Origin of the sequence: Roseibium sediminicola, assembly GCF_023156505.1 — a bacterium.
Taxonomy (GTDB): Bacteria; Pseudomonadota; Alphaproteobacteria; order Rhizobiales; family Stappiaceae; genus Roseibium; species Roseibium sediminicola.
Map to the genome: position 1 here is coordinate 50,631 of NZ_JALNMJ010000004.1, position 12,139 is coordinate 62,769.

Here is a 12,139-nt window from a genome sequence, read left to right on the forward strand (position 1 = left end):
TACACGGAATACCTTCATTTCATTGCTCAACTTTTTCGTCGGCGCACTGCATTTTCCGCTAACACCGCGAGGCCGCATACCTAGTCAATTGAGATTTACACCCTCAAAAATTGTATTTTTTAGTCGACATGATATGATTATTTAGATTTATTTGTTTTATTCATTCACTGAGGCGAATTCATGAACAAATGCAATTTTTTGTATTTTTTAGTGGCTTTGCTGCTTTGCGGTAATCATCAAGCAACTGCGCAAACCACAACAACTGGTGAGACAGTTGTTCTTGTTGGAGGGACGGCTCGAGGCGTGCCACTACATAGGGATGCCCGCCAAAGCCGATTTGGGTATGCCGATCCAGGAACATTCGCTGAAATTGTCGACAAGAATGAGGACGGGAACTGGTTTTTAGTGAAGCTAGATTCTGCTCAGGCTTGGGTTCTTTCGCGATACACCAAGCCTTCCGCGGCGATTCAACCAACTTCACCACCGTCGATCGACTATTCGCGTCTACTCGAAGCTGACTGTAGTGGATCAAACAAGCGATTGTTGAGCAATTCACTGTTTGCAATTTGCCAAGATGTGGAATGGCGTGTCCCCGTTTGGGTGGCGTATCTGATGAGAGGTGACGAGTTAGATGGTCCGGGAGAGCGTCACCGCTCGTCTTGGGAAACAGACAATCGGCTTACACTGTCAGGTCAGGCAAACGATCGCGTCTATGCTGGCTCAGATTTTCACAAAGGGCATCTCGCGCCAGCACAGGCTTATGTCCGCACCCAAGCAGCTGTCGATGGCACCCACATTTACACCAATGCCGTACCGCAGTTTGGAAGCATCAATTCTGGCGCATGGTCAAAGTTGGAAGCGGCCGTGCGCGTAATGGCAAAGTCAGGCGCAGATCTATGGATCGTCACCGGAAGCCTCTTTGTACCAATCGATCCCAGATGTCAGAAGAACCGGCCGCCTTTGCGTTGCCTCACAGTCGACACCAGCGGTCGACCAGACAGCCCTTCAAACAAAATGCGCGGGAAAATCGCTGTTCCGTCGCACACGTTCAAAGCGATTCTCTCTCAAAGTGACGGTCAATGGAGTGCACGCGCTTTCATAATGCCGAACATACCGCGCGGAGCCGGACAATTTCGTAACTACCGGTTCAGTGTAGACACTCTCGAAGAGATGCTAGGCATCGATTTGTTTTCAACTTTGCCAGATGACATCGAGAACAAAATTGAAGAGCGTGCCACACAACTAACTCGATAATTTAATGGAGTTCAAAATGTATCTTGATATATCAAAGGACTATCACTTAAAGAAATATTGGCAGATATGCAGCCTCATCATAGGCCTAGCTTTACTAGTGGTGATTATATCACTGCATAGCAACGCCCCTTCCTCCACCGATACCGATAGTGTATCAGCGTTAGAGCCGCTGTTATTTGTCGTAGATCCAGTGCAAGCAGCCATCAGCACTCTCGGTGTCTTATTTATCATTGCCCTTTTTGTTGAACGTGCAAATGAGGTTTTTGTGTCCAGTACGCGACTGCTGGTACGAAAACAAGCTGAGCTAGAAATCGCAGCCATTGAAGCGGAACCTCTTGACGACGCATCAAAAGCAAATCTGGCACAGGCAAAAAAGACATTGCTCGCTTATCGGACCGGTACCCGGCTCGTAACAATGACTTTTTCCGTTATTGTTTCCACTCTATTGGCGCTTGCAGGAACGCGTGCCCTCAGCCCACTATTAGAAGTTCAATTTGATGCACTGGCACAGGTTCAGTGGGCAGCGTTACAGTTCGTGGATATTCTGTTGACGGTTGCAATTATCAGCGGTGGTAGCAGCGGTATCCATACGCTTCTTTCGACCATAACTGACCAATTTCCCAACAAGCAAAACTCCATCGACGCACAAACTACTCCTGGTTAGGGCTGCAATACGTTGCAACACCAATAGGAATCCAAACACGCCGACAATTCCTCCACGTTCAGAGGTGCGCATGCGCTGAAGCTACACGTCCCGACCGCCTGGAAGCACTGGAAAGCGGCAGCCCGATGATCGGGCATAATTCACCGAAACGAAATGGCGGTTGACATTTAGTGGAGACCCGAATGGAAAAACCCGAAACCGAATTACGTGTAAAAGTAAAACAAAACCCGATTGATAACATTATCTCCACCGTATTTGACATATTGAATATTGCAAATAAAAACAACGTTGTTACGCTGTTGCTAGCCACTATTTGCATAAATTTGGTGGGATACTTCTACAATTGGGCTGTCTTCTACCGATACGGTTTTTCCTATGCAGACTTTGCCGCTCCATCGGATTTCATTTTGGGTGCGTTGAACAAACCCCTTGTCCTCTTTTATTCGCTCAGCATAGCAGTGCTAGGCGCTTTCGGCATTATGTGGAGCAGATTAAAATCCAACTTCGATGAATCTGATTACATCCCCAAAAGTAGGTTTGACAAAATTGCTTGGTATTTTTGGGGGCGAAACCTTGATTCCGACACCCGCAGGAGACAGCTTACAGCGTTCTCAGCTACTTATTTGATCTGCGGAATCATAATTGTCCCAATGGCGGCCGGTTACTTTTTAGGCTCTGGAGATGATTCAGAATTCCGTTTTGTTTGCGAGACCTACCGAGGCGACAAGAAGATCGCAGCTATCGCTGTTGGCACACTTAGGTCCTCCACGGGATCACATTTCCTAATTACCAAAACGGGAAGCGTCTCCATGATTATTCCAAAAAGCTGCGTAACAAGCATAGAAACTGATTTCTGAATTACGCGTTCAGGATCTTCAAATGCCCCCCGACGTCCCGAAATAGTCCCGAACTCACCTCTTCAGGCACGTCTTTGAGCTGATTTTCGTGAAGATTTTCAGGGATTTGCGGGTTTGGGCCAGAAACCTCCCAAACCAGATGCGCTACCAGGCTGCGCTATACCCCGACGCCTGATTGCGCGGGTTTATCCGCGTTCGGCCGGGGCGTCAAGGGAGAAGACAAACGGACGAGATCGCTGTGGATAGGCTGATCAGAAGACGTTCAATTTACGCCCTCCCCCTACTCCGCCCCCATCGACGGGCTTTCCACCCTGTCCCCGGCGGTAATCCCGAGCTTCTTCGCAATCCCCGCATTCACCTCCAGCACATATTGCGCCGGGCCGTCAGAGGGGATGGCGTCGAGGGAGAAGGGTTCGGTGTCGGCGGCGATGCTGACGATCTTGCCGTTGGCGCCGATATAGATGATGTCGAGCGGCAAGGGCGTGTTCTTCATCCAGAAATAGCGCTGGCCCTCGCCCTCGAACAGGAACAGCATGCCGTGGTCGGCGGGCATTTCCTCGCGAAACATCAGCCCCATGGAGCGCTGCCGGTCGGTCGCGGCGATTTCAACCTCGAAGCGATGCTCCGTGTCTCCGGAAAAGACGAACAGGGTCTCGACCGGAAGGCCCTTCTGGCTTTCGTCGGCAAAACCGGGTGCGACCGGGGCCGCCAGCAGCAGGACCAGACCGACAAAGGCAGCAAGCCGCGGAAGATGGGAGTTGAAATTCTGAAACCGCATACGTCGCCGCCTGTCATCTCGTTATGCGCCAAGCCCTCATATAGGCATAGATTTCTTGAACGCGCATCAAGGCGACATCATGGTCGTGCGCGGCGGCACTTGAAACGGCAAGCAACCGCTTAGCAGGGCAGTCCGGTTCCCGTCCGGGCAGTATTCAGATCAACAGCGCGGTCTTCACGTCGGCGTGGGGTCCGCGCAGGTGCAGCACGATCTGCTTGAAGATATCTACGGGCTTGTAAGGATATTCGATGATCTCGTCGATGCCGCAATCCATGATCGCCTCGCGGATGCCGCCATGCATGTTGGGCGCCGCCAGCACCACGTATTTCGCGACCTTCTCGTCGGCCCGTCGCTCCTTCAGGTCTTCCAGGTAAAAATGCACCGGCTGGCTGTAGACCAGAAAGACGATTTCATCCTGCTGGGGGGAAAAACCGTTGCCCTTCAGGGCGTCCTCGCGCACCGTGCGCACTTCGCAGCCAAGGTCCAGCAAGGCGGTGTTGATCGGTGCGACCAGCTGAATGTTGTTGGAGACCATCGCAACCCTGACCGCGCCCCGGTTCACCTTTAGTCCCAGGAGCTGGTTTTCGATCACCTGCAGCCTGGCCCGGTTCATGTCCTCGATCCGCTTGACCTCGCGCAGCCGGCTTTCCACCGTCGCCAGCAACAGGTCGTAGTCAATCGGCTTGGTCAGGTAATCGTCGACCCCCATGCGCTTGCCGGCGATGATGTCCTCGCGCGTCGCCTTGGCGGTCAGAAAGATGAAGGGAACGGTGTCCAGCTCGCGATATTCGCGCCGGACATGCTGCAACAGCCCCGGCCCGTCCAGTTCCGGCATCATCATGTCGCACAGGATCAGGTCCGGCCTGCCGGCCTGAAGGCATTTGATGGCCTCAATGCCGTTCATGGCCGTTTCGGCCAGATATCCCGCCTCCTCCAGCTCCTCGGTGAGGTCTTCCAGGAGATTGGGCTCGTCTTCCACGCACAGTATTTTGAGTTTTTGTTGCATCTGTCTTCTCTTTTTGATCAGGCAACCGACCGGACCTGTTCGTCCGGAAAGTCGCTCCTTTCAGGCAACCGGATCACGATCCGGCTGCCTTCGCCGACCTTGCTGTCGATGTGAATCTCGCCGTTGTGCAGCTCGATGGCGCGCGCGGCCATGTTGAGGCCGATGCCGGTTCCCGGAATGCCGCTCGAGGTGGACGCCCGGAAATACTTGTCGAACACCTTGCCGATTTCAGGCTCGGGAATACCGACGCCCTGATCCGAAACCGCAATTTCGATGACACCGCCGGTGACCGCGCCGGTGATCGAGACCCGGGCGGCGTTGGGTGAATATTTGACGGCGTTGGACAGGAGGTTCTCGATGCACAGCTCAACCAGCTTTTCGTCGAAGTCGTAGCTGTCGGGCAACGCCGAGACATCGATTTCGATCGCATGGGTGGAGCAGGCTTCGGTAAAATTAGCGCAGATCCGCTGAACCGTGTCCCGGAACGGCTGCCGCCGCCTGTTCAGCTCCAGACCCTTTGTCTGCGCCAGCGAGAAATCCAGGAAACGGTTGATTAGATATTGCATGCGGGAGACAGATTCGCGGATCTTGCCGAGCCGGCCGTACAGTTTTTCCGGCGCCATTGTGTCCCTGCCGCGGAGAATCCTCTGCGCGTTGCTGTCGATGATCGCCAGCGGCGTGCGGAATTCATGCGAGGCCATGGAGACGAATTCGCGCTGCATTTCCGTCAGCTGCTTTTCCTGCTGCAACAACTTGACCAGCTCATCGGTGTGCTGGCGCAGGTTGTTTTGCTGCTTCTTGTATTCGGTGATCTCGGAAAAGACGGAAATGATGCCGCCGTCGGTCGACCAGGAATGGGAGATCCGGTACCACTTGCCGTTCGGAAAACACCGTTCCAGCCACGGAACATCCGGATCCATGATGTCCTCAAGGCTCCTTTCCGGATCGTCTGGAAAAAGGCAACACATAAGGTTGGTGACCGTCGCCCCGGTGCTGACATAGCCGGTGATGTTCGGATGAATGGTCTTCATCTTGTCGTTGGCAAGGACGATCCGTCCCGTGCTGTCCGCAATGGTCATGCCGTCGCGTATGCCGTTGATCGCGTTCAGGAGAAGGTCCCGGTTCTCCATGAGCTGCTGGGTCTTGTGGTCCAGCCGGTGGGCCAGCTCCTGCCTGGCTGTGAGCAGGTCCCGCTCCTGGCGGCGCGCCTCGGTCACATCGCTGTAGAGCGTTACGAACCCGCCGCCGGTGATGGGGGTTCCCTGAACCCGCAACACGGTTCCGTTGGGACGAACCCGCTCAAAATCATGCGGCTCGAACAGGCGCGCTTTTTCCACCCGTACGCGGACCTGCTCGTCCGGGTCACCTGGGCCATAATCACCCCGCTCGGCATTGAAACGGAACAGTTGCTCCAGGTTTGGACAGAGGAGCAGGACATCGAAGGGAATGTCGAGAAGCGTCTGGGCGGCTTCGTTGACCAGAAGAAGATCGAGGTTCTCGTCGACAACCGTAAGGCCCTGATGAACCGTTTCCATCAAACAGTTCAACAGGCTGGTGTTGTCGCAACCTGTCTTCACAAAATTCGTCACGGCACTTGTCGCCTATCGGGTCATTTACCGTGACTATTTTCAGATCCGATTTGTAAAATAAGACATAACCCAACGTCAGAATCCAGGTCCGACTTCGCGATCAAGCAACAACGACAGTGGACCAAACGCCAATCACGACAACTTGGAGTACTTTTACTTAAAAACAGCGACCGGAAGATGCACCCTTAAGGCCAGGCCAACAAAAAAGGCCGGAACAAGTCCGGCCCAAGGGAATGCGCAATGCAATGTCAGTAAGGGGTCAATGGGAGGCCGGGATGTGGGTACCCGTTCCCACCGGCCGGATTTCTGCGGCCATACGGCCTTTGGGGCCTTCGCCGAAGCGGACCAGAACGTCCTGGCCGGGCCGCAGCTCGGTGATGCCGAAGCGGCGCAGTGTCTCCATGTGAATGAAGATGTCTTCCGACCCCTCACCCTGGGTCAGGAAGCCGAAGCCCTTGACCCGGTTGAACCATTTCACGGTAGCCTTCTCAAAACCGCTTTCCGCGACGACCTGGACATGGGTCCGGGACGGCGGCAGCTGCGAGGGATGTGTTGCGGTGGTCTCGTCCATCGACAGGATGCGGAAGGCCTGCAGACCGCGTGGCCGGTCCAGGACTTCGCAAACGACCCGCGCGCCTTCATAGGCCGTCTGATAGCCGTCCCGCCTGAGGCAGGTGACATGGAGGAGGATATCGCCCTCTCCGCTGTCCGGCACGATGAAGCCGTAGCCTTTGCCGACATCGAACCACTTAATCGTTCCGGCAATCTCGAATACGTCAACGGCAACATCTTCCGTCAGTGCTTCGAGTGCGCGGGGTTCCCGTGCGGTTTTGACCCCCATAGCCCTTTTGTCCCGTTTTTTGGTCCGCATCATTCAGCTGAAGACAAAAATCGACTCGCCTGTCAGCTGATTCCTAACAAAAGGATAACATTGTGCTTATGGACGAGAAGGGAAATAAACGGACTAACCACAGACCATTTACGGAATATCCGGCTGTTCTTCCCGAAATTTCGCAAATGTTTGAGCTAAAGGCGTGCGAATGACTGTTGACGCCAACGAATCGAGCGGCGTTTCTTCGGCATTGAGAATCACCAGCTCCGCGCCGGCCTTAACCGCGATCGCAGGCAATTGCGCCGCCGGATGCACCACCAGCGAAGAGCCGAGCACCAGAAACAGGTCACAGTCCTGCGCCGCCTCGGCCGCCTGATAGAGCGCCTCCTCCGGCATCTGCTGTCCGAAACTGATCACCGCCGCTTTCAAAAGACCGCCGCAGTCTCCGCAGCGTGGACTTTGACCGGCCTCCACAAAAGACAGCTGGCCCTCAAGTTCCGCGCGGGCACCGCAGTCCAGGCAGGTGGCATATGTGGAATTGCCGTGAATTTCGATAAGCCGGTTCTGCGGAAATCCCGCCCTTTGGTGCAGCCCGTCGACATTCTGGGTGATCAGGCAGGTCAGGTGTCCCGACGAGGCAAGGGCTGAAAGCGCAAGATGCGCGGCGTTCGGCTCCGCCTTGTCGAAAAAGTCCCGCATCTCGAAGCGCCGGTCCCAGTCTTCCAGCCGGCTGGCTTCGTCCGCAACGAAGTCCTGGTATTGAATCGGCTGGCGCCGGGACCATATCCCGCCGGGTGAGCGGAAATCCGGAACGCCGGATTCCGTCGAAATCCCCGCCCCGGTCAGGGCCACGATCCGCTGGTAGGAACCGTTCGTGAACTGTGCCACAAAGTCCTGCGCTTCGGGCAGGCTGGTTATCGTTGTCATCGACCGGTTCCCTGCCCTGACACCCATCTCCCTCGCCTGAGGAAAAGGATTAAGACATGCGTTATCTGCACACGATGGTCCGCGTGACCAGCATTGAAGACTCGCTCGATTTTTATTGCAACAAGATGGGCATGACCGAGGTCCGCCGCTACGAAAACGAGAAGGGCCGCTTCACCCTGATCTTTCTCGCCGGTTCCGAGGATGTCGAAGCCGGCAAGGCCAACGCCGCGCCGCTTCTGGAGCTGACCTACAACTGGGATCCGGAAGAATATTCCGGCGGCCGCAATTTCGGCCACCTCGCCTACGAGGTCGATAACATCTACGAGTTTTGCGAAAACCTGCAGAAAAAAGGCGTCACCATCAACCGTCCGCCGCGCGACGGCCGCATGGCCTTCGTTCGTTCGCCGGACAACATTTCCTTCGAGCTGCTCCAAAAGGGCGAAGCGCTTGAAATCAAAGACCCCTGGGCCTCGATGCCGAACACCGGCGAGTGGTAACAGGACGAGGTTTTCAACAGACTGGGGCCCGGATTTCCGGGCCCTTAAAAAATTGTCGCAAAGGCTCTTGCGGGCCAAACCATTCCCGCCTATAAGCCTCCCCACGACGCAGCCGCGTCGACCGCGCGCCCATCGTCTAGCGGTCTAGGACGCCGCCCTTTCACGGCGGAAACACGGGTTCGAGTCCCGTTGGGCGTGCCAGTTTTTTCCGGCACAAAACAAGTCAGTTGATACAGCGCTGCCGCTCAGGCCGCGCCGGGAGAAACATATCTCCCCTTGACCTGCTGCGCCGGATCATCCTTGCGGAACAGCGTCCGCCCCGGAAATTCCTTCTGATAGAATTCGGTGATCTTTGCGGCCGACGGACCGGCATAGTCGACCCGGCCATTCGGGAAAAAGACATCCAGGTCGTCATCCTCGTGCCTGGACGCATAGGTCTCCTGGGAGCCGTGCAGGACCATGGTCACGCCAATGCGGCCATTGACGAAGTTCTGCACGTCGAAAAACTTCGGCGAGCGGGCATGGGTCTGCCCGAGACGGTCTTCCTTGACCCGCACGATATCGGCCGGCGCCGCCATGTCGACAATGCCGTACAGGTCGAAATCGCCATGAATGCATTTGCCGGCGGTGATCAGCGAAGATGAGGAAAACTTGACACACCCGTAATAGGGATCGTCCGGATTGCGCTCGAGGAAATAAAGACCGCCGCCGGGAATATACGTCATCTGTTTCTGCTTCTCGTAGGTCGACATCTCCGGCCGCAGCTGGCTCGAAAAGGCCCGCCAGGCTTCCATCGCCTTGGCGTATTTTCCGTCCGTATAGGCGCGCTCGCCGACCATGCCGGGATCGACCACGAGACCGGCAATGCAGCCGCGCTGTGCTTCCGGCACCCTGCAGCCTCTTGGAACAACATCGAAATCAGCGGTCTTGGCCTTGCAGTCGAGCCGTTTGGGAGAGGCGTAAGGCTCCCCGATATGCTGCAGCGAGGCCGTGTTGGTGCGCCGGACCAGAATGGCAACGTTGTAGAGCCGCGCCGCAGCGAGGAAAACGCCGACATGCTCCGGCCGCATATGTTTCAGAATATCCGCTTTTCCAGCCATCAGGATGTCTCCGCCGGTCGTGGCACCCGGTTCATTCGTCGGCCAGTTCATCGGGCCGTTCACTGCCCCCAAGGTAGCAAAACGCGCTGACTGCCGGGGGTGATTCAGGTCACAGAAATCAATTTGGGCCAGCGATTTTGTCGTCAACAGCTCGCCCCATACCGAAAACCCGGCACGTGAACGCAATTCTATTGCAAAAGACATCACATTTCGTTCAATCCCTTGCAGCAAATGGCAGGAACATTGCGCTCACAAGTGGTGTTCCGAAACACGATTGCGTATAATCGCATCCTGATTTGACAAGGGCGACTTCGGACAGGGCCGGAGTGGCCTCGCGTCGTCACAGGGGCAGCACTTCCTATTTCAAGTTCCTGTGACGCGGATTACAGAACCGTAATGCCATTCGAGGTAGCTCTTTAGACAAGAGGACACAGACCTCGCTTCAAGATCGGTCCAACCGACAGGCAACAATGATCTACGAGAGGACAGGACATGTTCAAACGATTGATCGCCGTGCTGGCAATTGTACTTGCGGGAACAGCACCGGCCCTTGCGAAGCGCGTTGCCCTTGTGATCGGCAATGGCGCTTACGAACACACCGTACCCCTTCCCAACCCGGCCAATGACGCCGAACAGATGGCCGCCAAGCTGCGCGCCCTCGGGTTTGAAGTTGTTGCCGGCCAGGACCAGACCTACAGCGACATGCGCCGGTCTGTCATGAATTTTGCCAAGAAGGCTTATGGCGCCGAGATCGCGATCCTGTTTTATGCCGGCCATGGCCTGCAGGTTGCCGGAAAAAACCACCTCGTGCCGATCGATGCAACGATCGAGGACGAAACATCGCTCGATTTCGAGACCATCACGGTTGACTTCATCATGCGCCAGATGTCCAAGGACGTAAAAGTGCAGATGGTGTTCCTGGATGCCTGCCGCGACAATCCGCTGGCACGCACTCTGTCCCGCCGCATGGGCCCGAGCCGCTCCGGAAGCGTCGGCGCCGGCCTGGCGGAAATCAAGATCGAGGAAACCGGCGGTGAAGGCTCCGTGATCGCGTTCGCGACCAGCCCGGGCGATGTCGCGCTTGACGGCGATGGTGCCAATTCTCCGTTCACAACCGCGCTGATCAAGCATATCGACACGCCGAACGCATCGATCCAGACCGTCATGACCCGCGTGACCGGCGACGTTTATGAGGAAACCGAAAAGCGGCAGCGCCCCTGGGTGAACGCCTCGCTGATCGGCGAAGTCTTCCTGAACAAGCGCTCGGTGGCACCGTCGACCACGGTTGCCTCGCTCGGCGACACGGCTACGTCGACGCCGCCGGCCCCGGCAGCCACCTCAACCGCCACCCAGTCGGCCATTGCCTGGGAACGCGAGAAGCTGATCTGGGAAACCGCCAAATCCAGCAATACAGTGGTGGATTACCAGGCCTATCTGGACGCGTATCCGAGCGGTCTGTTTGCTGACTTTGCACGCAACTCGATCAAGCGTCTGAGCAGTGCCAACCAGGTCGCTTCCGTGAACCCGACCGCTCCTGCCGGCACCGCCGCGGCGGCCGGCAACCCGGTTATCGCCACCCTGCCGGATCCGCAGAAGGCCATTCCGGGCACGGAAACAACCGAAGCTGCGATGGGCTGGAACCGCAATTCGCGCCGCGAAGTGCAAACCCGCCTGAACCTTGCCGGTCACGACGTTGGCCGTCCGGATGGCGCCTTCGGCCCGAAGACACGCGCAGGTGTCAGCGCGTGGCAGACCGCCAACGGCATCGTTCCGACCGGCTATTTCACTGCCGCGCAATACGCCCTCCTGACCACGCAGACGGCGACGCAGTATTCGGCCTACCAGGCTGAAGTGAACCGCAAGCAGCAGGCCGCGGCTGCGTCCCGCAGCACCACGACCCGCCGGACCAACACGACGACGACCACCCGCCGCACCAACAACAACTCCGGTGGCGGCGGTGTTAACCCGGCCGGCGCTGCCTTTATCGGCGGTGTCGTCGGCGGTATCATCGGCGGTGCTATCGGCCGCTGATAACAAACAACATGAAAATGACGGCCCGGCTTTTGCCGGGCCGATTTGTTTGTGCGGGACGTCAATGTCCCCGCGCATCACTTCAGATGCAGGCTGACCCGTTTCAGTTTTGACGATCTGGCTTCGTCGAGAATGCGCACGACCTGCTGAAAGTCCGTCTCCCTGTCCGGGATCAGCAACGCGTTGGCAGCGCCCAGCCCCGCTAACCGGTCCAGTTCCTCTGACAGGCGCTCCAAGCCAAGATCGACGCCGTTGACGGTCAGTTGCGCCTGTCCGGTGCCATCCCCGCTTCGGACGATGATCAGAACAGCCGGTGTTTTGGAAGGGCTGGCGGTCTCGGTCCCTTGCCCTGGCGCTGATCGACCGAGCGAGACGTCGAGTGGCCGCCAGATGCCGAAGGTCGACGACAACAGAAAAAACATGATCAGAATGAAGATCACGTCGATTAGCGGCGTCAAGGGAATGCGCCTGCGTCGGGCTACCGGGCTCTGTATCAGGATCATCGGCAAACTTACCGCATGTTGCATCGGACAGTCGTCATGCCGGTAGTGTTCCCCATATCCGCGTTGACCTCAATCGCATTTGTCAAATTGACCGCGGCGCC

Annotated in this window: 12 protein-coding genes and 1 tRNA gene; 6 read left to right on the forward strand and 7 right to left on the reverse strand. The window is 56.6% G+C overall.

Annotated features, from left to right (window positions below):
• Positions 1 to 180 precede the first annotated feature (180 nt).
• The 3 genes from M0H32_RS07500 (at position 181) to M0H32_RS07510 (ending at position 2,775) form a co-directional block, all read left to right on the forward strand.
• Positions 181 to 1,254 carry a DNA/RNA non-specific endonuclease gene (locus M0H32_RS07500; protein ID WP_248152768.1) on the forward strand — a complete coding sequence of 358 codons (1,074 nt, stop codon included), beginning with the start codon at positions 181 to 183 and terminating at the stop codon, positions 1,252 to 1,254.
• A gap of 16 nt (positions 1,255 to 1,270) precedes the next feature.
• On the forward strand, positions 1,271 to 1,918 hold the full coding sequence (locus tag M0H32_RS07505) for a hypothetical protein (RefSeq protein WP_248152770.1): 648 nt from the start codon (positions 1,271 to 1,273) through the stop codon (positions 1,916 to 1,918).
• Between the two features lie 182 nt (positions 1,919 to 2,100).
• A complete protein-coding gene (locus M0H32_RS07510) occupies positions 2,101 to 2,775 on the forward strand; it encodes a hypothetical protein (protein WP_248152772.1) in 675 nt (224 codons plus the stop codon).
• A 280-nt stretch (positions 2,776 to 3,055) separates the two neighbouring features.
• Here the strand turns inward: M0H32_RS07510 and M0H32_RS07515 are convergent, their stop codons facing one another.
• The 5 genes from M0H32_RS07515 to M0H32_RS07535 form a co-directional block, all read right to left on the reverse strand.
• Positions 3,056 to 3,553, reverse strand: a complete 498-nt coding sequence (locus M0H32_RS07515; RefSeq protein ID WP_248152774.1) for a DUF192 domain-containing protein — start codon at positions 3,551 to 3,553, stop codon at positions 3,056 to 3,058.
• Positions 3,554 to 3,707: 154 nt separating this feature from the next.
• Positions 3,708 to 4,559 (reverse strand): response regulator transcription factor, encoded by an 852-nt coding sequence (locus M0H32_RS07520; protein ID WP_248152776.1) that lies wholly within the window; start codon positions 4,557 to 4,559, stop codon positions 3,708 to 3,710.
• A gap of 17 nt (positions 4,560 to 4,576) precedes the next feature.
• Positions 4,577 to 6,094: a sensor histidine kinase gene (locus M0H32_RS07525; RefSeq protein WP_248152777.1), complete on the reverse strand. Its 1,518-nt coding sequence runs from the start codon at positions 6,092 to 6,094 to the stop codon at positions 4,577 to 4,579.
• A 313-nt stretch (positions 6,095 to 6,407) separates the two neighbouring features.
• Entirely contained in the window at positions 6,408 to 6,989 is a 582-nt protein-coding gene (locus M0H32_RS07530) for a cold-shock protein (protein ID WP_248152784.1), read from the reverse strand.
• A 138-nt stretch (positions 6,990 to 7,127) separates the two neighbouring features.
• Entirely contained in the window at positions 7,128 to 7,907 is a 780-nt protein-coding gene (locus M0H32_RS07535) for an SIR2 family NAD-dependent protein deacylase (protein WP_248152785.1), read from the reverse strand.
• Positions 7,908 to 7,963: 56 nt separating this feature from the next.
• Here M0H32_RS07535 and M0H32_RS07540 point away from each other — a divergent pair, with 56 nt between their 5' ends.
• Positions 7,964 to 8,404, forward strand: coding sequence for a VOC family protein (locus M0H32_RS07540; protein ID WP_248152797.1), 441 nt, complete (start codon positions 7,964 to 7,966; stop codon positions 8,402 to 8,404).
• A gap of 125 nt (positions 8,405 to 8,529) precedes the next feature.
• Positions 8,530 to 8,605: transfer RNA gene (locus M0H32_RS07545), tRNA-Glu, on the forward strand.
• Between the two features lie 44 nt (positions 8,606 to 8,649).
• On the opposite strand, the gene M0H32_RS07550 is transcribed toward M0H32_RS07545, so the two are convergent.
• Complete coding sequence (locus tag M0H32_RS07550; RefSeq protein WP_248152799.1) at positions 8,650 to 9,504, reverse strand: hypothetical protein; 855 nt, start codon at positions 9,502 to 9,504, stop codon at positions 8,650 to 8,652.
• Between the two features lie 492 nt (positions 9,505 to 9,996).
• Between M0H32_RS07550 and M0H32_RS07555 the strand changes: the two genes are divergently transcribed.
• On the forward strand, positions 9,997 to 11,535 hold the full coding sequence (locus tag M0H32_RS07555) for a caspase family protein (protein ID WP_248152801.1): 1,539 nt from the start codon (positions 9,997 to 9,999) through the stop codon (positions 11,533 to 11,535).
• Between the two features lie 77 nt (positions 11,536 to 11,612).
• Here M0H32_RS07555 and M0H32_RS07560 read toward each other — a convergent pair whose 3' ends face one another.
• Positions 11,613 to 11,993 carry an ExbD/TolR family protein gene (locus M0H32_RS07560; RefSeq protein WP_248152803.1) on the reverse strand — a complete coding sequence of 127 codons (381 nt, stop codon included), beginning with the start codon at positions 11,991 to 11,993 and terminating at the stop codon, positions 11,613 to 11,615.
• Positions 11,994 to 12,139: the final 146 nt, after the last annotated feature.

Excerpts from the sequence above, each read along its gene's own strand:
- M0H32_RS07500 (WP_248152768.1), top strand. The coding sequence starts at position 181 with ATGAACAAATGCAATTTTTTGTATTTTTTAGTGGCTTTGCTGCTTTGC.
- M0H32_RS07505 (WP_248152770.1), top strand. The coding sequence starts at position 1,271 with ATGTATCTTGATATATCAAAGGACTATCACTTAAAGAAATATTGGCAG.
- M0H32_RS07510 (WP_248152772.1), top strand. The coding sequence starts at position 2,101 with ATGGAAAAACCCGAAACCGAATTACGTGTAAAAGTAAAACAAAACCCG.
- M0H32_RS07515 (WP_248152774.1), bottom strand. The coding sequence starts at position 3,553 with ATGCGGTTTCAGAATTTCAACTCCCATCTTCCGCGGCTTGCTGCCTTT.
- M0H32_RS07520 (WP_248152776.1), bottom strand. The coding sequence starts at position 4,559 with ATGCAACAAAAACTCAAAATACTGTGCGTGGAAGACGAGCCCAATCTC.
- M0H32_RS07525 (WP_248152777.1), bottom strand. The coding sequence starts at position 6,094 with ATGGAAACGGTTCATCAGGGCCTTACGGTTGTCGACGAGAACCTCGAT.
- M0H32_RS07530 (WP_248152784.1), bottom strand. The coding sequence starts at position 6,989 with ATGGGGGTCAAAACCGCACGGGAACCCCGCGCACTCGAAGCACTGACG.
- M0H32_RS07535 (WP_248152785.1), bottom strand. The coding sequence starts at position 7,907 with ATGACAACGATAACCAGCCTGCCCGAAGCGCAGGACTTTGTGGCACAG.
- M0H32_RS07540 (WP_248152797.1), top strand. The coding sequence starts at position 7,964 with ATGCGTTATCTGCACACGATGGTCCGCGTGACCAGCATTGAAGACTCG.
- M0H32_RS07550 (WP_248152799.1), bottom strand. The coding sequence starts at position 9,504 with ATGGCTGGAAAAGCGGATATTCTGAAACATATGCGGCCGGAGCATGTC.
- M0H32_RS07555 (WP_248152801.1), top strand. The coding sequence starts at position 9,997 with ATGTTCAAACGATTGATCGCCGTGCTGGCAATTGTACTTGCGGGAACA.